The sequence below is a fragment of the Bacillus inaquosorum KCTC 13429 genome (assembly GCF_000332645.1).
Classification (GTDB): domain Bacteria; phylum Bacillota; class Bacilli; order Bacillales; family Bacillaceae; genus Bacillus; species Bacillus inaquosorum.
Genome location: NZ_AMXN01000012.1, coordinates 34,248 through 55,339, shown reverse-complemented (window position 1 = coordinate 55,339; position 21,092 = coordinate 34,248). Strand labels below are relative to the sequence as shown.

Sequence of the window (21,092 nt, the reverse complement as noted above, 5' to 3'; positions counted from 1 at the left end):
AGTTTTGAGAGAACACTCTCTAAAAGGCGGAAAAGCAAAGAAACTCCGCTAAGGGCTCTCACATCCTGTGAGAAACGCCCAGTACCTTCATCCTGAAGGCATTTGTTTGGTGGCGATAGCGAAGAGGTCACACCCGTTCCCATACCGAACACGGAAGTTAAGCTCTTCAGCGCCGATGGTAGTCGGGGGTTTCCCCCTGTGAGAGTAGGACGCCGCCAAGCAAGGTAAAACCCAGCTCATTGAGCTGGGTTTTTTGTGTATTCAAGATCGATAAAATCAAACAAATACAAACACCGACAGCTTATATAGTCCATATACTGATTCCAAGTTTCGAAAAGATCTAAATAGTGTATACAATATCCGGTTTAAGGGAAGGCTAATTGTACGGAGGTGGGGACGATGGACGAAACAGTTAAACCTAATCATACATGTGTGATTTGTGATCAAGAGAAGAGTAGAGGCATTCATCTTTATACGAAATTTATATGCTTAGATTGTGAGAGAAAAGTAATTTCTACATCAACTTCCGATCCTGACTATGCCTTTTACGTAAAAAAACTAAAGAGCATTCATACACCGCCATTATATTCTTAGACCTGAAAAGGTCTTTTTTTGTATTCTTTCATAAGGAATGAGTTAATAAAAAGAAGATGAAACTTGTTTAGGGATTGAACGTAGTAGATAATAATATTAAAACTGAGTATATACACAGGAGTCGATTATCTCATGCAGAGATTTCTTCACTTTTTGATATGGAGTTTAACAAGCAGTGCGACTTTTGTTTTCATAGGGATATTGAGCTTTTTCGGTTTAAATCAGTCGCTTTTTTTATCTTTTGTTTATGGGCTCGCTTCAGGAGTGGTCGTATATACAGCTGGCATTTGGAACACCAGACGGTTGTTTCTTAAAAAGCATGCGCTGACAGGAAGAGAATATGCTTACATTAAGAAAAATCTCGAGGAAGCAAGGCTGAAAATCATACGCCTCCGGAAAGCTTTGTTTCAGGCAAAGAGCATACAAACGTTTAAACAAAATGCAGAAATGCTGAGACTTGTCAGAAGGATTTATATTCTCACCAAAAAAAAGCCAAAACGGTTTTATCAGGCCGAGCGCTTTTTTTATCAAACTCTCGATTCGGTTGTTGAATTGACAGAGAAGTATGCCTTTCTATCATCTCATCCAAAAAAAAGCAAAGAACTGTCGATGTCGTTGAGTGAGGCGCGTATCACACTTGCTGAGTTGACAAAGCGTGTAGAGGAGGATTTAACTCAAGTAATGGGTGATGAAATTGATGACCTGCAATTTGAATTAGATGCAGCAAAGCATTCATTAAAGAAATAATGGAAGAGGGTAAGAGCGATGAACCGAGATCAAAGCGACCTTCATATAGATGAATTATTGGCAGACCCTTTTGGCGATATAGAGATACCCAAGGCAGAGGCTGTAAAAGCAGAGACACAGCAAGTACGTCTTGTTGATGTTCTTCCTGAGGAAAACAAGGAAAAGGCAATTCAGCTCGCTGGACAGATCGATCATAAAAACATGCAGAGCATTGTTTTATACGGCTCTCAAGCTCAGTCTAAGCTGCTGAATTTTTCTCATACCATGATTGATCATGTTCAAAAGAAGGATGTCGGAGAGATTGGCGAAATTCTTGGAGAGCTGATGAAAAAGCTGGAGCAGGTAAATCCTGATGATCTTCAGTCCAAGAAAAAGGGTTTTTTGGCGCGCATGTTTGGAAGAGTATCGAATTCTCTTCAGGAGGTGCTGTCTAAATATCAAAAGACAAGTGTACAGATAGACAGAATCAGCTTGAAGCTGGAGCATTCTAAAAATGCTTTAATCAGTGACAATAAGCTGTTAGAGCAGTTATATGAGAAAAACAAAGAGTATTTCACCGCGCTGAATGTTTATATTGCTGCAGGGGAACTGAAGCTGGAGGAATTAAGAACAAAAACGATTCCTGAACTGAAGCAACAGGCCGAATCAAGTGAGCACAACCAAATGGCCGTTCAAGAAGTAAACGATTTGATTCAATTTGCTGACCGGTTAGATAAAAGGGTGCACGATTTGCTTCTGAGCAGGCAAATTACAATCCAAAGCGCTCCGCAAATCAGGCTGATTCAGAATACAAACCAAGCGTTAGCTGAAAAAATCCAGTCATCCATTGTGACAGCGATTCCGCTTTGGAAAAACCAAGTAGCGATTGCGCTGACGCTTTTAAGGCAGCGCAATGCAGTAGATGCACAGCAAAAAGTAGCTGATACAACCAACGAGCTTTTACTGAAAAACGCTGATCTGTTGAAAACCAATACAATTGAAACTGTGCGGGCGAATGAACGAGGCCTTGTTGATATCGATACTTTAAAAAAGGTGCAGGAAAGCTTAATCAGCACGCTTGAAGAAACGCTGACGATACAAGAAGAAGGACGAATCAAACGCCGTCAGGCAGAAGAAGAGCTCATGATGATGGAAGGCGATCTGAAGCAAAAGCTGCTTACAATAAAGGAAAGATAGTTACCAGTAAGTCTAGCTTTAAGTTCTGTGAGAGGCACGATATAATAAAGTATAAGAAGACACATTCAAAGGATTGTTTTAATGAACACACCTTTATATAAAGCATTGATTCAGCATGCGAGAAGAAATTCTCATTCATTTCATGTTCCGGGACATCACAATGGAGATGTCTTTTTTGATGACGCTAAGTCGATATTCAATCCGCTTCTCACCATTGATGTAACTGAACTGGCAGGATTGGACGATCTCCATCATCCTACTGGGGTGATTAAGGAAGCTCAAGAGCTTGTCAGTCAATTATATGGATCAGCGGAAAGTTTTTTTCTGGTGAATGGTACGACTGTCGGGAACTTAGCAATGATTTTATCAGTTTGTGAACCGGGCGATACAATTTTGGTTCAAAGAAACTGTCATAAATCTGTATTTCATGCTGTTGATTTGGCTGGTGCTGAGCCGGTTTATCTCGCACCTGACATTGATGCAGCGTTGCATGTGCCTACGCATGTTCCGCTTGATACAATAAAAGAAGCCTTGGCAGCATATCCAGATGCGAAAGGCTTGGTGCTGACCAATCCGACATATTACGGGCATAGTGCTGATTTGACCGAAATCATTTCAGAGGCCCATCGTTACGGGATTCCTGTTTTGGTGGATGAAGCGCATGGCGCACATTTTGTTTTAGGGGAGCCTTTTCCAGTCTCAGCTTTAAAAATGGGGGCAGATATTGTTGTTCAGTCGGCTCATAAAACGCTGCCTGCCATGACGATGGGTTCTTATTTGCACCTCAACAGCAGCTGCAGAATTGATCGGGATCGGGTGGCAGAGTATTTAACCCGATTACAAAGCAGCAGCCCGTCTTATCCGATCATGGCTTCATTAGACATTGCCCGTGCTTATGTGGAGCATATTATAGAAGAACAAAAGCTTTCTGACATTCTGCAGCGAATACAATCACTTAAACAAACGTTTGATTCACTTACAAATGCAGAAGCTGTCAAACCGGCCGACCCACGGATAATAACGGATCCGTTGAAGCTCACGATTCGTTCAAAACGGGGCCATTCTGGATATACGCTGCAAAACATATTAGAGCGTGTCAACATATTCACTGAGCTTGCTGATGAAAATCAAGTACTGCTCGTTCTTCCATTGGGAGGAAAGCGCAGAATAAACGTTGAAACGATTAAAAGCATTGATGAAGAGATTGAAAAAATGCCTCCGGATCAGATGTTTGTTTCTGCAGAATGGGGAGCGCAGCCTGTTACTGTCTTGCCATATCAAAAAAAGGTCTTACAAACGTTCAAGAAAGAATATGTGGACTTTGATGAAGCAGCAGGCCGGCTGAATGCAGATGATATCATCCCTTATCCTCCAGGTATCCCGATGATCATGGCGGGAGAAAGAATGACGAAAGAAAGTGTGCAAAAGCTCAGCCGCTTGATCAGCATGAAAACGCATGTTCAAGGGAATATGAAAATCAAAGAGAAACAACTACTTGTTTATATAGAAGAGGAGAAATCATGAGCGGTTTATTTATTACATTCGAAGGTCCTGAAGGTGCGGGAAAAACGACTGTTCTGCAGGAAATCAAAAACATACTGACAGCAGAAGGCCTTCAGGTTACAGCAACTCGAGAGCCGGGCGGCATAGACATAGCAGAACAAATTCGAGAGGTTATTCTGAATGAGAACAACACATTAATGGACCCGAAAACAGAAGCTCTCTTATATGCAGCTGCAAGACGCCAGCATTTAGTTGAAAAAGTAAAACCAGCATTGGAACAGGGGCATGTGGTTCTTTGTGACAGATTCATAGACAGTTCGCTCGCATACCAAGGATACGCAAGAGGCCTTGGTATTGATGAGGTTCTGTCAATTAATCAGTTTGCCATCGGAGATATGATGCCCCATGTAACGGTTTATTTTTCAATTGATCCGGAAGTAGGCCTGCAACGTATTCACGCAAACGGCTCGCGGGAGAAAAACAGGCTCGATTTAGAAAAATTAAGCTTCCATACAAAGGTACAGGAAGGTTATCAAGAGCTGATGAAGCGATTCCCGAAAAGATTTCACTCAATTGATGCCAGCCAATCCAAAGATCTCGTCGTTCAGGACGTTCTAAAGGTTATCAATGAAGCGTTGAAAAAAATTCAATTGTGACCTGTTTCCCAATAGTTGATATAATAATGTAAACGAGATCATTGTTGTTTCCAATCTAAAGGAGGCCTTCACAGATGAAATTGATAGTGGCAGTTGTACAGGATCAGGACAGCAACAGACTTTTGAAAACCTTAACGGATCACAACTTTAGAGTCACAAAGCTTGCGACGACGGGAGGATTTCTTAAATCAGGCAATACAACGTTTATGATTGGTGTCGAGGATATACGCGTCGATAAAGCATTGAGTCTCATTAAAGAAAACGGACAGAAACGTGATCAGATGATTGCCCCTGTATCTCCAATGGGCGGAAATGCTGATTCATATGTCCCTTATCCAGTCGAAGTTGAAGTTGGCGGAGCGACAGTATTTGTCCTTCCAGTCGATGAATTTCATCAATTTTAAGGATTTGAAACTGTGAAAATTAATAAAGATATACGTACATTTATAGATAATAAGCAGCTTCCTTCTGTGAAAACATCTGAGATCACAGCGTCGTTTAAAACATCAATGGAAAACCAAAGCAGCAAATTGAAATTTGATCAGCTCACCAGGCTGTTATCGGATATAGAAGCGTTTGGAAAAAGACTGACGAAATCCCGGAATTTTAAAGACTTAGCGAGATTTAAAGGACTTGTGAAACGTTTTGTCAAAGAGGCTGTAGACAGCGGTCTGTCACATGAAACATCGAAAAGCTTTGACCTGTACGGAAACAGCAGAACGCTGGGACTTGTGAAAGAAATAGATGACAAATTGATACAGCTTACGGAAGAAATGATGGATCAGGAAAAACCGGCAATTGATTTGCTGGAGCGTATTGGCGAAATAAAAGGTTTATTGATTAACCTTTACACATAGAGAGTGATACAATGGCAATATCCTGGAAGGAAATGACCGAGCTTCAGCCCAGAGTGATGAAGCTTTTATATAATAGTATTGAGAAGGACAGATTATCACACGCTTATTTGTTTGAGGGGAAAAAAGGAACAGGAAAGCTTGATGCTGCGATGCTTCTTGCGAAAAGCTTTTTTTGCCTGGAGGACGGCGCGGTGCCTTGTGAGAGCTGCCGAAACTGTAAACGGATAGAGTCAGGGAACCACCCTGATCTCCATCTTGTTCAGCCTGATGGTTTGTCGATCAAAAAGGCGCAAATTCAAGCGCTGCAAGAAGAGTTTTCTAAGACGGGGCTTGAATCGCATAAAAAGCTGTATATTATTTCGCACGCAGATCAAATGACAGCAAATGCAGCGAACAGCCTGCTGAAATTTTTAGAAGAACCGAATAAAGACACAATGGCCATCCTCATCACTGAGCAGCCCCAAAGGTTATTGGATACCATCATTTCAAGATGCCAAACCCTTCCTTTTCAGCCTTTGCAGCCTAAAGCAATTGAAGACAGATTAATCGAACAGGACGTTTCGCCTCATATGGCAAGGCTTCTGGCCAACATGACCAACAATGTAGCGGAAGCAGTCGAATTAAGTCGAAATGATGAGTTTGCAGAGTCTAGAGCGAAAGTGATAAAATTGTATGAAGTCCTACACCAGCGGAAAGGACATGCTTTTTTCTTTATTCAAGATCAATGGATGCCCTTTTTCAAAGAAAAAACCCATCAAGAAATGGGTCTTGATATGCTCTTATTGATATATCGTGATGTGTTGTCCATCCAAATAGGAAATGAAGATAAATTGATTTATCAAGACTTATTCCAATCAATAAAACAGCATGCGCTACAATCAACACAACAAAGCGTTACGAATCAAATTCTTGCTGTTTTAGAAGCAAAGAAACGGCTTCATTCCAATGTGAATGTACAAGGATTAATGGAGCACTTGGTGTTAATGTTGCAGGAGGGATAAGCTTGTACAATGTAATTGGAGTCCGCTTTAAGAAAGCGGGTAAAATATATTATTTTGATCCAAATGGATTTCATATAGAACATGACAGCTGCGTAATTGTAGAAACTGTCAGAGGCGTTGAGTACGGCCAGGTCGTGATTGCGAATAAACAGGTGGATGAGCATGATGTCGTGCTGCCCCTTCGAAAAGTGATACGTGTGGCTGACGAACGCGATCTTCTCATCGTAGAAGAAAATAAACAGGAAGCTTTATCAGCATTTGACATCTGCCAAAAGAAAGTGGCTGAACATGGCTTGGATATGAAGCTGGTCGATGTCGAATTTACGTTTGACCGCAATAAAGTTATTTTTTACTTCACTGCTGACGGCCGAGTAGACTTTAGAGAGCTTGTAAAGGATTTGGCTTCTATCTTTAAAACAAGAATTGAGCTGCGCCAAATTGGAGTAAGGGATGAGGCGAAAATGCTCGGAGGAATCGGTCCTTGCGGAAGAATGCTTTGCTGTTCAACGTTTCTTGGAGATTTTGAACCCGTTTCCATTAAAATGGCCAAGGATCAGAACTTGTCTTTAAATCCTACGAAGATTTCAGGTCTTTGCGGACGTTTGATGTGCTGTCTAAAATATGAGAACGATGAGTATGAGACAGCAAAAGAGCAGCTTCCGGATATTGGAGAAATGATTACGACAGCAAACGGCCCCGCGAAGGTCGTTGGACTAAATATTCTGGAACGGGTGCTTCAGGTGGAACTGATAAACCGTGAAAAAGTGATAGAATATACTTGGGAAGAGCTCTTGGAAGAGGGCGTCGTATCCGCACAAACCACAGATTAACGAGGTGTGGAACCTTGGATAAAAAAGAGTTATTTGATACAGTCATTAACTTAGAAGAACAAATTGGCTCACTGTACCGGCAGCTGGGGGATTTGAAGCAGCATATCGGTGAGATGATTGAAGAAAATCATCATTTACAGCTTGAAAACAAGCATTTGCGCAAACGGCTGGACGATACGACGCAGCAGATTGAAAAGTTCAAAGCTGATAAAAAAGAATCAAAAACACAGAAGACAGAGCAAACTGATATAGGGGAAGGGTATGATAATCTGGCACGTCTGTATCAAGAAGGATTTCATATCTGCAATGTCCACTATGGAAGCGTTCGAAAAGAAGATTGTCTTTTCTGTCTGTCATTCTTAAATAAAAAATAAGGAAAAGGCTTCCGCATAAGACGGGAGCCTTTTTCAAAGGTACTGAAAGGATAAGAAGATGGTTTCATTACGTGATGATGAAAGATTAGATTATTTGCTCGCAGAGGACATGAAAATCATACAAAGTCCAACAGTGTTTGCTTTTTCATTGGACGCTGTGCTTCTGTCCAAATTTGCGTATGTTCCGATTCAAAAAGGAAAAATCGTTGATTTGTGCACCGGCAATGGCATTGTGCCGCTGCTGCTCAGCACAAGATCAAAAGCAGACATTCTTGGAGTTGAAATTCAAGAAAGACTTCATGATATGGCTGTTCGCAGTGTGGAGTATAATAAGCTGCGGGATCAGATTCAGATCATACATGATGATCTGAAAAACATGCCGGAAAAGCTGGGACATAATCTATATGATGTTGTCACCTGCAATCCGCCGTATTTTAAAACGCCGAAGCAAACTGAGCAAAATATGAATGAGCATCTCAGAATCGCCAGACATGAAATTCACTGCACACTGGAGGATGTCATTTCAGTCAGCAGCAAGCTGCTCAAGCAAGGAGGAAAGGCAGCCCTTGTTCACCGGCCGGGACGGCTTTTGGAGATTTTTGAACTGATGAAGGCTTATCAAATCGAACCGAAGCGTGTGCAATTTGTCTACCCGAAACAAGGGAAAGAAGCCAATACTATCTTGGTTGAAGGCATAAAGGGCGGACGTCCGGATTTAAAAATTCTTCCCCCTTTGTTCGTTTATGACGAACAAAATGAATATACAAAAGAAATCAGGACCATTTTATATGGAGACAAATAACCATTTCTTCTACGTCGTGAAATGTAAGGACAATAGCTGGTATGCCGGGTATACCAACGATCTGCAGAAACGAGTAAAAACACATAATGATGGTAAGGGCGCAAAGTATACAAAAGTAAGACGTCCGGTTGAATTGATTTTTGCCGAAGCTTTCACAACGAAACGGGAAGCCATGCAGGCGGAATATTATTTCAAAAAACTGACTCGAAAGAAAAAAGAGCTTTATATAGAAGAAAAGCGGAACAGCAAGGAGGCTGTATATGTTAAGGCGCCAAATGAGCTTTAATGGAAAGTCGGACATGGGGATTCTATATTTGGTCCCAACCCCAATCGGAAATTTAGAGGATATGACATTCCGGGCGATCGACACGCTGAAATCAGTGGATGCAATTGCTGCGGAAGATACGAGACAAACAAAAAAGCTTTGTCATGTATACGAAATTGAAACACCGCTTGTTAGTTATCACGAACATAATAAGGAGAGCAGCGGCCACAAAATCATTGAATGGCTGAAATCGGGAAAAAACATTGCCCTTGTCAGTGACGCCGGGCTGCCGACGATTTCTGATCCTGGAGCGGAAATCGTGAAGGATTTCACGGAGTTAGGCGGTTATGTCGTTCCGCTACCGGGAGCAAATGCTGCATTAACAGCCCTAATCGCTTCAGGAATTGTACCACAGCCTTTCTTCTTTTACGGTTTTCTTAACAGGCAGAAAAAAGAAAAGAAGAAGGAACTTGAAGCTCTTAAAAAACGGAGAGAAACAATTATCTTTTATGAAGCGCCTCACCGATTGAAGGAAACCTTGTCAGCGATGGCAGAGATATTAGGAGATCGGGAAATTGCTGTAACGCGTGAACTCACTAAGAAATATGAAGAGTTTATCAGAGGCTCGATATCCGAAGTCATCGAATGGGCAAACGAGGACCAGATACGTGGTGAGTTTTGTCTTGTCGTAGAAGGAAGTAAAGCAGAGGAATCAGATGAGGAAGCACAATGGTGGGAAACCCTCACCGCGAAAGAACATGTCGAGCATTACATCTCGAAAGGCGCTACTTCTAAAGAAGCTATTAAAAAAGCAGCAGTCGATCGCAATGTTCCAAAGCGTGAAGTGTACGATGCTTACCATATTCAGCAATAAAAAAACGTTCTTGTGTCATAACAAGAACGTTTTTTGTAAAAGAAATGATTATTTAAGGTTTTGAAGCTGGTTTTGGATTTCGCTGATGATTTGCTCAGCGCCTTCTTTACTAAGAACCAATTTACCGCCTGCAAGTTTAAGGTTATCATCAGAAACTTCACCAGTTACTTGGCAAGTCATGTTTGGTTTATATTTTTTAAGGATGATTTTTTCATCATCAACATAAATTTCAAGAGCATCTTTTTCTGCGATTCCAAGAGTACGACGCAATTCGATAGGAATAACTACACGTCCTAATTCATCAACTTTACGTACAATACCAGTAGATTTCATAAACATTCTCCTCCCAAGAGATAATTATTTGTTTAAATTATATTTTTCTTCGTCATTATTCGACAAAATCCTTACCTTCATAGCATAACAAGGTTTCCAATAATCGTCAATCATTTTGTTTACTATTGATTGTAAGAATTAGTTCTTATAGTCAGTAATGTCTTGAAAACTACCGGAATAACAGCATTTTATAAATTTTTAATAAAGCTATTATCCTACTAAAACTCCTTTTAAATCAAGACTTTCGAACCAAGGTTTTTTATTTCATTTGATTATATACGACAAAATTCGACATAAACAGACTTTTTTTATTTTCATTAAAGATTTTTAATTTTAATTATTCTTTTTCAGGGCATACGTATATATTCTTGATCTTAAAGGCTAAGATGGTATCATAGATAAAGGATAAATATAAATAATAATCATATATGATTTGCACTTATCGCCGCTCTCGTCCTTTGGGCGGGAGCTTTTTGACATTCTGATTGGGAGGTTTCAAGATGCCGCAAGAAAACAATACATTTTATATTACAACACCGATTTATTATCCGAGCGGAAAATTACATATCGGCCATGCATATACGACAGTCGCGGGAGATGCAATGGCACGCTACAAAAGATTAAAAGGGTTCGATGTTCGCTATTTAACGGGAACGGACGAGCATGGACAAAAGATTCAGCAAAAAGCTGAGCAGGAAAACATTACACCTCAGGAGTATGTGGATCGCGCAGCGGCAGATATTCAGAAACTGTGGAAACAGCTTGAAATCTCAAACGACGACTTTATCCGTACAACTGAAAAACGGCATAAAGTTGTGATTGAAAAGGTGTTTCAAAAGCTTCTTGATAATGGGGACATCTATCTTGATGAATATGAAGGCTGGTATAGTATCCCAGATGAAACGTTCTACACGGAAACTCAGCTGGTTGATATCGAGCGGAATGAAAAGGGAGAGGTCATCGGCGGAAAAAGCCCTGACAGCGGACACCCAGTTGAATTGATCAAAGAGGAATCATATTTCTTCCGTATGGGGAAATACGCGGATCGTCTTCTGAAATATTATGAAGAAAACCCGACATTCATCCAGCCGGAATCACGCAAAAACGAAATGATTAACAACTTTATCAAGCCTGGACTTGAGGATTTGGCTGTATCGCGTACCACTTTTGACTGGGGCGTGAAGGTGCCGGAAAATCCAAAGCACGTTGTATATGTTTGGATCGACGCACTATTTAACTATTTAACAGCACTCGGCTATGATACAGAAAATGATGAGCTTTATCAAAAATATTGGCCTGCCGATGTTCATTTAGTCGGTAAGGAGATTGTGCGATTCCATACCATTTACTGGCCAATTATGCTGATGGCTCTTGATCTGCCGCTTCCGAAGCAAGTATTCGCGCATGGCTGGCTTTTAATGAAAGACGGAAAAATGTCGAAATCAAAAGGGAACGTTGTAGATCCCGTTACATTAATTGAACGCTACGGTTTAGACGAACTTCGTTATTACCTGCTTCGCGAAGTGCCGTTTGGATCTGACGGTGTCTTCACGCCGGAAGGTTTTGTTGAGCGGATTAACTATGATTTAGCGAATGATTTAGGAAACCTATTGAATCGTACGGTTGCAATGATCAATAAGTATTTTGACGGACAAATCGGTTCTTACAAAGGTGCAGTAACGGAATTTGATCAAACGCTCACTTCAGTTGCTGAAGAAACAGTGAAGGCTTACGAGAAAGCAATGGAAAACATGGAGTTCTCGGTAGCTCTTTCAACATTATGGCAGCTCATCAGCCGCACAAATAAATACATTGATGAGACAGCTCCATGGGTGCTTGCGAAGGATCCTGCAAAAGAAGAAGAACTGCAATCAGTTATGTATCATCTGGCTGAATCATTGCGTATTTCAGCTGTGTTGCTTCAGCCGTTCTTAACAAAGACACCGGAAAAAATGTTCGAGCAGCTGGGCATTACTGATGAAGCTTTAAAAGCTTGGGACAGCATTACAGCTTTCGGCCAGCTGAAAGATACAAAAGTACAAAAAGGCGAGCCTTTGTTCCCTCGTTTAGAGGCAGAAGAAGAAATTGCTTACATCAAAGGGAAAATGCAGGGCTCAGCGCCAGCTAAAGAAGAAACAAAAGAAGAAGAGCCGCAAGAGGTTGATCGCTTACCTGAAATCGCGATTGATCAATTCATGGATGTAGAACTTCGCGTGGCAGAGGTTATCGAAGCAGAGCCGGTGAAAAAAGCAGATCGACTATTGAAGCTGCAGCTGGATCTTGGTTTTGAAAAACGCCAAGTCGTATCCGGTATTGCGAAGCATTATACGCCTGAAGAGCTTGTTGGGAAAAAACTCGTATGTGTAACAAATCTAAAACCGGTTAAGCTGAGAGGAGAGCTTTCTCAAGGTATGATCCTTGCTGGGGAGGCAGACGGCGTATTAAAAGTCGTATCTATCGATCAGTCGTTACCGAAAGGCACAAGAATTAAATAATGACAAACAAAAGGTGTTTCACGTGTAACAATTCGTCGAACACCTTTTGTGTTTCGACAAGAAAGGAGTTTTTCACTTATGTTGTTTGACACACATGCACATTTAAATGCAGAACAATATGATACTGATCTGGAAGAGGTTATTGAGCGGGCAAAATCTGAAAAAGTAGAACGAATAGTCGTAGTTGGTTTTGACCGACCGACCATTACCCGTGCGATGGAAATGATTGAGGAATATGATTTTATTTATGCAGCCATCGGCTGGCACCCTGTTGACGCGATTGACATGACAGAAGAAGATTTAGCATGGATTAAAGAGCTCTCTGCTCATGAAAAAGTGGTAGCGATAGGTGAAATGGGACTGGATTATCATTGGGATAAATCTTCTAAAGATGTTCAAAAAGAGGTGTTTAGAAAACAAATCGCCTTAGCAAAAGAGGTCCATCTGCCTATTATCATTCATAACCGTGATGCAACGGAGGATGTCGTGACGATTTTGAAAGAGGAAGGCGCAGAAGCCGTGGGCGGAATCATGCACTGCTTTACAGGAAGTGCGGAAGTGGCAAGAGAATGCATGAAAATGAATTTTTATTTATCATTTGGGGGACCGGTGACATTTAAAAATGCGAAGAAGCCGAAGGAAGTTGTGAAGGAAATACCAAATGATCGTTTGCTGATTGAAACTGACTGCCCATTTCTCACACCTCATCCTTTTCGCGGGAAAAGAAATGAGCCAAGCTATGTGAAATATGTGGCAGAGCAAATTGCTGAATTAAAAGGAATGACCTTCGAAGAGATTGCATCAATCACGACTGAAAATGCAAAAAGACTTTTCCGTATAAACTGACAAAAAACGCTAGCGGTTTTTGTAAGAGCTTGTTCCTTACGGCGTTTTTCTATAAAAGTTCTACATGCTTTCTTCTCCTCATAGGATAGGTTTGTCGACAAGTCTTTCTTCCGTTTCTCATTGTATTTCAGGATAATGAAGAAGACACTGAGCTTTTGGGAGAAAGAGAAGGGAGGGTTGACAGCCTTTTAGATACTCTATATAATCTCTCCGAGGAGAAGGAGGCGTTTTTCATCATACAAAAAATGAAAAAGCTGTTTTCCGTAAAGCTTAGCAAAAGCAAAGTCATTCTGGTTGCTGCTTGTTTGCTATTGGCAGGAAGTGGGACTGCGTATGCGGCTCATGAGCTGACAAAACAATCAGTCTCAGTTTCTATCAATGGCAAAAAGAAACATATACGCACACATGCAAAAACGATCGGTGATCTTTTAGAGACGCTTGATATAAAGACAAGAGACGAAGACAAGATCACACCTGCTAAACAGACAAAGATAACAGCAGATATGGACGTTGTGTACGAGGCTGCAAAACCTGTGAAGCTTACAATAAACGGGGAAGAAAAGGCATTATGGTCAACAGCAAAAACGGTCGGTGCATTACTGGACGAAAAAGATGTTGATGTAAAAGAACACGATCAAATTGATCCCGCAATAGATACAGATATTTCTAAAGACATGAAGATTAACATAGAACCCGCATTTCAGGTTACTGTGAATGATGCAGGAAAACAAAAGAAGATCTGGACGACTTCGACTACGGTCGCTGACTTTTTAAAACAGCAAAAGATGAACATAAAAGACGAAGATAAAATCAAGCCTGCGTTAGATGCAAAGCTGACGAAAGGAAAGGCTGATATTACAATTACTCGTATCGAAAAGGTCACCGATGTAGTTGAAGAGAAAATCGCGTTCGATGTGAAAAAGCAAGAAGACGCTTCTCTTGAAAAAGGGATAGAAAAGGTCGTCCAAAAAGGAAAAGAAGGTAAGCTTAAAAAACATTTCGAAGTCGTTAAAGAAAACGGCAAAGAAGTGTCCAGAGAGCTTGTAAAAGAAGAAACTGCTGAACAAAGCAAAGATAAGGTGGTTGCTGTCGGCACAAAGCAAAGCAGTCCAAAGATTGAAAAGGTCAGTGCTTCCGGTGATTCAAAAACAGTCGTGTCCCGCAGCAATGAATCAACAGGCAAAGTTATGACTGTATCATCTACGGCTTATACAGCAAGCTGCAGCGGTTGTTCAGGACATACAGCTACAGGCGTCAATTTGAAAAATAATCCGAATGCGAAAGTTATCGCTGTAGATCCAAATGTTATTCCGCTAGGCTCCAAAGTTCACGTTGAAGGCTATGGATATGCCATTGCTGCAGATACTGGTTCAGCGATTAAAGGGAACAAAATAGACGTCTTTTTCCCAGAAAAATCATCGGCCTACCGATGGGGAAATAAAACAGTCAAAATTAAAATCTTAAATTAATATATACTTATGTATTCAGAGGGTTTTGCGCCCTCTGTTTTTTTCGTTATAATAGACAAAGTGTATTTTCTGCTTATTAGACGCTCGACATAAGAAAAAGTTTCATGAATATACAAAAGTTTTTATTTTACCTTGGAGGAAATAATGAAAATTAAAGAGATCATTGTGGTCGAGGGGCGTGACGATACGGCCCGCATCAAATTGGCTGTTGATGCAGACACAATTGAAACAAATGGTTCAGCCATCGATGATTATGTGATTGACCAAATCCGTTTGGCCCAGAAGACCAGAGGCGTCATCATTTTGACGGATCCGGACTTCCCGGGAGAGAAGATCCGCAAAACCATTTCTGAGGCTGTACCCGGCTGTAAGCATGCTTTTTTACCAAAGCATCTTGCCAAACCTAAAAACAAGCGGGGAATTGGTGTGGAGCACGCATCGATTGAAAGCATTAGGGCATGTTTAGAAAACGTGCACGAAGAGATGGAAGCGCAGCCGAGTGAGATTTCAGCTGAGGATCTGATTCATGCCGGACTGATTGGCGGATCTGCAGCCAAACGCCGCCGTGAACGATTGGGTGATTTATTGAAAATCGGCTATACCAATGGCAAACAGCTTCAAAAACGGCTGCAAATGTTTCAAATTAAAAAAAGTGATTTTATGAGTGCGCTCGATACCGTTATGCGGGAGGAACAGAATGAATAAAGACATTGCGACACCGATTAGAACGAAAGAGATACTGAAAAAATACGGTTTTTCTTTTAAAAAGAGCTTAGGACAGAATTTCTTAATTGATACGAACATTTTAGACAGAATTGTCGATCACGCGGAAGTGACGGAGAAAACCGGTGTCATTGAAATCGGCCCGGGAATCGGGGCTTTGACCGAACAACTCGCCAAGCGGGCGAAAAAGGTCGTGGCATTTGAAATTGACCAGCGATTATTACCGATCCTGAAAGATACGCTATCTCCTTACGACAATGTCACAGTCATTCATCAGGATGTATTAAAGGCTGATGTCAAGTCGGTCATTGAAGAACAATTTCAAGACTGTGATGAGATCATGGTAGTAGCCAACCTTCCTTATTATGTGACAACGCCGATTATCATGAAACTGCTTGAAGAACATCTTCCACTGAAAGGGATTGTGGTCATGCTGCAAAAAGAAGTGGCTGAGCGCATGGCGGCAGACCCTTCATCTAAGGAATACGGTTCACTTTCAATCGCGGTGCAATTTTATACAGAAGCCAAAACGGTGATGATCGTTCCGAAAACCGTGTTTGTTCCTCAGCCTAACGTAGATTCTGCGGTCATTCGGCTGATTCTCCGCGACGGACCGGCAGTGGACGTGGAAAACGAAGCCTTTTTCTTTCAGTTAATCAAGGCAAGCTTTGCTCAGCGCCGTAAAACGCTGCTCAATAACTTAGTCAACAACCTGCCTGAAGGAAAAGCACAAAAATCAACGATTGAGCAAGTGCTGGAAGAAACAAATATTGACGGCAAGCGCCGAGGTGAATCCCTGTCTATTGAGGAGTTCGCAGCGCTGTCTAACGGATTGTATAAAGCCCTTTTCTAAAAGGGCTTTTTGTTTTGCGCACCACATGGACTGCCGCTACATAGGCTAGAGAAGGACCTTTAATTCAATGATAAGAAAAACTTGGACTCAGCGAAAAAAGGCGCTTTCTCAAGGCTCTTTCTTTCATGATGAGGCTTAGTCTATGTGTGGAGTGAGGAACGTGCAATTTCAAATAGGGGATATGGTAGCCAGAAAATCTTATCAAATGGATGTTTTGTTTCGCATTATAGGAATAGAGCAAACAAGCAAAGGAAATTCAATCGCCATTTTGCATGGCGATGCAGTCAGGCTGATTGCTGATGCGGATTTTTCTGATCTGGTAGCAGTGAAAAAAGATGAGCAGATGATGCGGAAAAAGAAAGATGAGAGCAGAATGAATGAATCGCTCGAATTGCTCCGCCAGGATTATAAGCTGCTCAGAGAAAAGCAGGAGTACTATGCGACAAGCCAATATCAGCATCAGGAGCATTATTTTCATATGCCGGGCAAGGTGCTTCATCTGGATGGTGATGAAGCGTATCTGAAAAAATGCCTGAATGTCTATAAAAAAATTGGAGTGCCGGTCTACGGCATCCATTGCCATGAAAAGAAAATGTCTGCTTCTATTGAAGAATTACTCGACAAATATCGACCTGATATCCTGGTGGTAACAGGACATGATGCGTACTCGAAGCAAAAGGGCAGCATTGATGATTTGAACGCGTACAGACATTCAAAGCACTTTGTTGAAACGGTTCATAACGCCCGAAAAAAGATCCCTCACTTAGATCAGCTTGTTATTTTTGCAGGGGCCTGCCAATCCCATTTTGAATCACTCATAAAAGCGGGGGCAAATTTCGCGAGTTCTCCATCAAGAGTAAACATCCATGCGCTTGATCCGGTGTATATCGTTGCGAAAATCAGCTTTACGCCGTTTATGGAACGAATCAATGTATGGGAAGTGCTCCGTAATACGCTGACAAGAGAGAAAGGGCTCGGAGGTATTGAAACAAGAGGAGTGCTGAGAATTGGAATGCCTTATAAGTCCAATTAACAGATGAAAACCCGCATCGAAGATCTATGCGGGTTTTTTATTTTACATAATGATACATAATTTACCGAAACTTGCGGAAAATAATTGAGGAATCATAGAATTTTGTCAAAATAATTTTATTGACAACGTCTTATTAACGTTGATATAATTTAAATTTTATTTGACAAAAATGGGCTCGTGTTGTACAATAAATGTAGTGAGGTGGATGCAATGGCGAAGACGTTGTCCGATATTAAAAGATCGCTTGATGGGAATTTAGGTAAAAGGCTGACGTTAAAAGCAAACGGTGGCCGCCGAAAAACGATTGAGCGTTCGGGCATTTTAGCTGAGACGTACCCTTCTGTTTTTGTGATACAACTAGATCAAGACGAGAACTCGTTTGAAAGAGTTTCATACAGTTATGCTGATATTTTGACTGAGACTGTTGAGCTGACATTTAATGATGACGCCGCAAGCTCAGTAGCATTTTAACGGGCAGTGAACCTTTTGTTTACTGCTTTTTGTTTTGCCCTTTTTTGGTTTCCAGTAATTTTAACGAAAGTTCCATCTGATTTAACAAAAGATAAAACAGTCACATATTATCGTGACGTGCACGAATGGCTATCACTTCTAAAAAAGGGGTTGTTTCGTTTGGGCAGACGTCGTGGAGTTATGTCAGATGAGTTTAAATATGAGCTGGCTAAAGACCTTGGTTTTTATGACACAGTCAAAAATGGCGGCTGGGGCGAAATTCGGGCTCGCGATGCCGGTAACATGGTAAAGCGCGCCATTGAAATCGCCGAACAGCAAATGGCTCAGAATCAGAATAACCGATAAGGATGTGACCCGGGGGACGTGCCGTTCCCCGGTTTTTTGTGTTGGATATAAATACATAATGGGCCGCAATATGGATATGTTCATCCTGTACTTCAAATGTGATACAATGTTCATACTTATGTTTAGATGGAGAAGTAGGTGAAAGCTATGCGTATTTTAGAAAAAGCGCCAGCAAAGATCAATCTGTCACTTGACGTAACCCGAAAACGCCCGGATGGCTATCATGAAGTCGAAATGATCATGACGACGATTGATTTAGCGGATCGGATTGAATTGACGGAGCTGGCAGAGGATGAAGTGAGGGTTTCCTCCCACAACCGTTTTGTGCCTGATGACCAAAGAAACTTAGCTTATCAGGCTGCCAAGCTGATCAAGGACAGATACAACGTGAAAAAGGGAGTTTCCATCATGATTACGAAGGTGATTCCGGTGGCTGCCGGTCTTGCCGGCGGAAGCAGTGATGCGGCTGCGACGCTCAGAGGGCTGAACAAACTGTGGAATTTAAATCTTTCTGCAGAAACGCTTGCTGAGCTTGGAGCGGAAATTGGCTCCGACGTTTCATTTTGTGTCTATGGCGGGACTGCACTAGCAACAGGACGAGGTGAGAAAATTAAACACATCAGCACGCCTCCGCACTGCTGGGTCATTTTAGCGAAGCCGACAATCGGTGTTTCAACTGCTGAGGTGTACAGACAGCTGAAGCTGGATGATGTAGAACATCCGGATGTACAAGGCATGATTGAGGCTATAGAGGAAAAGAGTTTTCAAAAGATGTGCAGCCGTTTAGGCAATGTGCTTGAATCTGTTACGCTTGATATGCATCCTGAAGTCGCGATGATCAAAAACCAGATGAAACGCTTTGGCGCAGATGCCGTGTTAATGAGCGGGAGCGGCCCGACTGTGTTTGGGCTGGTTCAGTATGAGTCGAAGGTGCAAAGAATTTATAACGGGTTAAGAGGCTTCTGCGATCAAGTTTATGCGGTAAGAATGATCGGCGAACAGAACGCTCTTGATTAAATCCGTATGTTAAGTTATATTGATCTTAAAATATTCGGATTTTGGGGGTAAGTTCATGAAGTTTCGTCGCAGCGGCAGATTGGTGGACTTAACAAATTACTTGTTAACCCATCCGCACGAGTTAATACCGCTAACCTTTTTTTCTGAGCGGTATGAATCTGCAAAATCATCGATCAGTGAAGATTTAACGATTATTAAGCAAACCTTTGAGCAGCAGGGGATCGGTACTTTACTTACTGTTCCCGGAGCTGCGGGAGGCGTCAAATATATTCCGAAAATGAAGCAGGCTGAAGCTGAAGAGTTTGTGCAGACACTTGGACAGTCGCTGGCAAATCCTGAGCGTATCCTTCCGGGCGGTTATGTATATTTAACGGATATCTTAGGAAAGCCATCTGTACTCTCCAAGGTAGGGAAGCTGTTTGCTTCTGTGTTTGCAGACCGCGAAATTGATGTAGTCATGACCGTTGCCACGAAAGGCATCCCTTTGGCGTACGCAGCTGCGAGCTATCTGAATGTCCCTGTCGTCATCGTTCGCAAAGACAACAAGGTAACAGAAGGATCCACAGTCAGCATTAATTACGTCTCAGGTTCCTCAAACCGCATTCAAACAATGTCACTAGCGAAAAGAAGCATGAAAACGGGTTCAAACGTACTCATTATTGATGACTTTATGAAAGCAGGCGGCACAATTAATGGTATGATTAACCTGTTGGATGAGTTTAACGCAAATGTGGCGGGGATCGGCGTCTTGGTTGAAGCCGAAGGAGTAGATGAGCGTCTTGTTGATGAATATATGTCACTTCTTACTCTTTCAACCATCAACATGAAAGAGAAGTCCATTGAAATTCAGAATGGCAATTTTCTGCGTTTTTTTAAAGACAATCTTTTGAAGAATGGAGAGACAGAATCATGACAAAAGCAGTCCACACAAAACATGCCCCAGCGGCAATCGGGCCTTATTCACAAGGGATTATCGTAAATAATATGTTTTACAGCTCAGGTCAAATTCCTTTAACTCCTTCAGGCGAAATGGTGAACGGTGATATTAAGGAGCAGACTCATCAAGTATTCAGCAACTTAAAAGCGGTGCTGGAAGAAGCAGGCGCTTCTTTTGAAACAGTTGTAAAAGCAACTGTATTTATCGCGGATATGGAACAGTTTGCGGAAGTAAACGAAGTGTACGGACAATATTTTGACACACACAAACCGGCGAGATCCTGTGTTGAAGTCGCGAGACTCCCGAAGGACGCGCTGGTCGAGATCGAAGTTATTGCATTGGTAAAATAATAAGAAAAAGTGATTCTGGGTGAGCTCGGAATCACTTTTTTATTTACCTTATGCCCGAAATAAAAGTGTTATGACCTAATTGTGTAACTATATCCTATTTTTTCAAAAAATATTTTAAAAACGAGCAGGATTTCGGAAAAAATCGTGGAATTGATAAACTAATGCTTTTATATAGGGAAAAGGTGGTGAACTACTGTGGAAGTTACTGACGTAAGATTACGCCGCGTGAATACCGATGGTCGCATGAGAGCGATTGCATCCATCACGCTGGATCACGAATTTGTTGTACATGATATTCGTGTGATTGATGGAAACAATGGTCTTTTCGTTGCGATGCCGAGTAAACGCACCCCTGATGGAGAGTTCCGCGATATTGCTCATCCAATTAATTCAAGCACGCGAGGAAAGATTCAAGATGCCGTGTTAAATGAGTATCATCGTCTGGGTGACACTGAAGCATTAGAATTCGAAGAAGCTGGAGCTTCTTAAAAAATAACCAAAAAGCAAGGACTGCTGAAAGGGCTGACAAAAGCCTTTTGCC

Annotated in this window: 26 protein-coding genes and 1 rRNA gene; 26 read left to right on the top strand and 1 reads right to left on the bottom strand. The window is 41.6% G+C overall.

Annotated features, from left to right (window positions below; all coding sequences use genetic code 11):
- Positions 1-105: 105 nt before the first annotated feature.
- The 14 genes from rrf (at position 106) to rsmI (ending at position 9,679) form a co-directional block, all read left to right on the top strand.
- Positions 106-221 (top strand): 5S ribosomal RNA (gene rrf / locus BSI_RS00545).
- A 178-nt stretch (positions 222-399) separates the two neighbouring features.
- On the top strand, positions 400-594 hold the full coding sequence (gene csfB / locus BSI_RS0121775) for an anti-sigma-G factor (protein WP_032732378.1): 195 nt from the start codon (positions 400-402) through the stop codon (positions 592-594).
- Positions 595-726: 132 nt separating this feature from the next.
- Positions 727-1,341 carry a 5-bromo-4-chloroindolyl phosphate hydrolysis family protein gene (locus tag BSI_RS00550; RefSeq protein ID WP_003242171.1) on the top strand — a complete coding sequence of 205 codons (615 nt, stop codon included), beginning with the start codon at positions 727-729 and terminating at the stop codon, positions 1,339-1,341.
- An 18-nt stretch (positions 1,342-1,359) separates the two neighbouring features.
- On the top strand, positions 1,360-2,517 hold the full coding sequence (locus tag BSI_RS00555) for a toxic anion resistance protein (RefSeq protein ID WP_003242168.1): 1,158 nt from the start codon (positions 1,360-1,362) through the stop codon (positions 2,515-2,517).
- Positions 2,518-2,598: 81 nt separating this feature from the next.
- Positions 2,599-4,041 carry an aminotransferase class I/II-fold pyridoxal phosphate-dependent enzyme gene (locus BSI_RS00560; protein WP_003242166.1) on the top strand — a complete coding sequence of 481 codons (1,443 nt, stop codon included), beginning with the start codon at positions 2,599-2,601 and terminating at the stop codon, positions 4,039-4,041.
- Entirely contained in the window at positions 4,038-4,676 is a 639-nt protein-coding gene (gene tmk, locus BSI_RS00565) for a dTMP kinase (protein ID WP_003242164.1), read from the top strand. The genes BSI_RS00560 and tmk overlap by 4 nt, the downstream gene beginning before the upstream one ends.
- A 74-nt stretch (positions 4,677-4,750) precedes the next feature.
- Positions 4,751-5,080 (top strand): cyclic di-AMP receptor DarA, encoded by a 330-nt coding sequence (gene darA, locus BSI_RS00570; RefSeq protein WP_003218295.1) that lies wholly within the window; start codon positions 4,751-4,753, stop codon positions 5,078-5,080.
- A 12-nt stretch (positions 5,081-5,092) separates the two neighbouring features.
- Positions 5,093-5,533, top strand: a complete 441-nt coding sequence (locus BSI_RS00575; RefSeq protein WP_003242162.1) for a YaaR family protein — start codon at positions 5,093-5,095, stop codon at positions 5,531-5,533.
- A gap of 11 nt (positions 5,534-5,544) precedes the next feature.
- Positions 5,545-6,534 carry a DNA polymerase III subunit delta' gene (gene holB, locus BSI_RS00580; protein ID WP_003242160.1) on the top strand — a complete coding sequence of 330 codons (990 nt, stop codon included), beginning with the start codon at positions 5,545-5,547 and terminating at the stop codon, positions 6,532-6,534.
- A 2-nt stretch (positions 6,535-6,536) separates the two neighbouring features.
- Positions 6,537-7,364: a competence/sporulation regulator complex protein RicT gene (ricT, locus tag BSI_RS00585; RefSeq protein WP_003242158.1), complete on the top strand. Its 828-nt coding sequence runs from the start codon at positions 6,537-6,539 to the stop codon at positions 7,362-7,364.
- 14 nt (positions 7,365-7,378) lie between these two features.
- Positions 7,379-7,738 (top strand): DNA replication initiation control protein YabA, encoded by a 360-nt coding sequence (gene yabA, locus BSI_RS00590; RefSeq protein WP_003218308.1) that lies wholly within the window; start codon positions 7,379-7,381, stop codon positions 7,736-7,738.
- Positions 7,739-7,796: 58 nt separating this feature from the next.
- Entirely contained in the window at positions 7,797-8,540 is a 744-nt protein-coding gene (locus BSI_RS00595; protein WP_003242156.1) for a tRNA1(Val) (adenine(37)-N6)-methyltransferase, read from the top strand.
- A complete protein-coding gene (locus BSI_RS00600) occupies positions 8,527-8,826 on the top strand; it encodes a GIY-YIG nuclease family protein (protein WP_003242154.1) in 300 nt (99 codons plus the stop codon). Before BSI_RS00595 ends, BSI_RS00600 begins: the two co-directional genes overlap by 14 nt.
- Positions 8,801-9,679, top strand: coding sequence for a 16S rRNA (cytidine(1402)-2'-O)-methyltransferase (rsmI, locus tag BSI_RS00605; RefSeq protein WP_003242152.1), 879 nt, complete (start codon positions 8,801-8,803; stop codon positions 9,677-9,679). The genes BSI_RS00600 and rsmI overlap by 26 nt, the downstream gene beginning before the upstream one ends.
- A 48-nt stretch (positions 9,680-9,727) precedes the next feature.
- Here the strand turns inward: rsmI and abrB are convergent, their stop codons facing one another.
- Complete coding sequence (gene abrB / locus BSI_RS00610) at positions 9,728-10,018, bottom strand: transition state genes transcriptional regulator AbrB (protein WP_003226760.1); 291 nt, start codon at positions 10,016-10,018, stop codon at positions 9,728-9,730.
- A gap of 494 nt (positions 10,019-10,512) precedes the next feature.
- On the opposite strand from abrB, the gene metG reads away from it, so the two are divergent.
- The 12 genes from metG (at position 10,513) to spoVG (ending at position 21,040) form a co-directional block, all read left to right on the top strand.
- A complete protein-coding gene (gene metG / locus BSI_RS00615) occupies positions 10,513-12,507 on the top strand; it encodes a methionine--tRNA ligase (protein WP_003242150.1) in 1,995 nt (664 codons plus the stop codon).
- Positions 12,508-12,585: 78 nt separating this feature from the next.
- Positions 12,586-13,353 carry a TatD family hydrolase gene (locus BSI_RS00620; RefSeq protein ID WP_003242148.1) on the top strand — a complete coding sequence of 256 codons (768 nt, stop codon included), beginning with the start codon at positions 12,586-12,588 and terminating at the stop codon, positions 13,351-13,353.
- Positions 13,354-13,508: 155 nt separating this feature from the next.
- Positions 13,509-14,822 (top strand): ubiquitin-like domain-containing protein, encoded by a 1,314-nt coding sequence (locus BSI_RS00625; RefSeq protein ID WP_003242146.1) that lies wholly within the window; start codon positions 13,509-13,511, stop codon positions 14,820-14,822.
- A gap of 144 nt (positions 14,823-14,966) precedes the next feature.
- Entirely contained in the window at positions 14,967-15,527 is a 561-nt protein-coding gene (rnmV, locus tag BSI_RS00630) for a ribonuclease M5 (protein ID WP_003242144.1), read from the top strand.
- Positions 15,520-16,398 (top strand): 16S rRNA (adenine(1518)-N(6)/adenine(1519)-N(6))-dimethyltransferase RsmA, encoded by an 879-nt coding sequence (gene rsmA, locus BSI_RS00635; RefSeq protein ID WP_003242142.1) that lies wholly within the window; start codon positions 15,520-15,522, stop codon positions 16,396-16,398. Before rnmV ends, rsmA begins: the two co-directional genes overlap by 8 nt.
- Positions 16,399-16,558: 160 nt before the next feature.
- Entirely contained in the window at positions 16,559-17,431 is an 873-nt protein-coding gene (gene yabG, locus BSI_RS00640; RefSeq protein WP_003242140.1) for a sporulation peptidase YabG, read from the top strand.
- Between the two features lie 210 nt (positions 17,432-17,641).
- The gene (veg, locus tag BSI_RS00645; RefSeq protein WP_003218330.1) at positions 17,642-17,902 is read left to right on the top strand and encodes a biofilm formation stimulator Veg; all 261 of its coding nucleotides are present in this window, start codon (positions 17,642-17,644) and stop codon (positions 17,900-17,902) included.
- A 159-nt stretch (positions 17,903-18,061) separates the two neighbouring features.
- Positions 18,062-18,247 (top strand): small, acid-soluble spore protein, alpha/beta type, encoded by a 186-nt coding sequence (locus BSI_RS00650; protein ID WP_003218333.1) that lies wholly within the window; start codon positions 18,062-18,064, stop codon positions 18,245-18,247.
- A 147-nt stretch (positions 18,248-18,394) separates the two neighbouring features.
- Complete coding sequence (gene ispE / locus BSI_RS00655) at positions 18,395-19,264, top strand: 4-(cytidine 5'-diphospho)-2-C-methyl-D-erythritol kinase (RefSeq protein ID WP_003242137.1); 870 nt, start codon at positions 18,395-18,397, stop codon at positions 19,262-19,264.
- Positions 19,265-19,319: 55 nt separating this feature from the next.
- Positions 19,320-20,177, top strand: coding sequence for a pur operon repressor (gene purR / locus BSI_RS00660; RefSeq protein ID WP_003242134.1), 858 nt, complete (start codon positions 19,320-19,322; stop codon positions 20,175-20,177).
- A complete protein-coding gene (gene ridA, locus BSI_RS00665; protein ID WP_003226738.1) occupies positions 20,174-20,551 on the top strand; it encodes a 2-iminobutanoate/2-iminopropanoate deaminase in 378 nt (125 codons plus the stop codon). Before purR ends, ridA begins: the two co-directional genes overlap by 4 nt.
- A gap of 195 nt (positions 20,552-20,746) precedes the next feature.
- The gene (gene spoVG, locus BSI_RS00670) at positions 20,747-21,040 is read left to right on the top strand and encodes a septation regulator SpoVG (RefSeq protein WP_003218346.1); all 294 of its coding nucleotides are present in this window, start codon (positions 20,747-20,749) and stop codon (positions 21,038-21,040) included.
- The last annotated feature ends 52 nt before the right edge of the window (positions 21,041-21,092 follow it).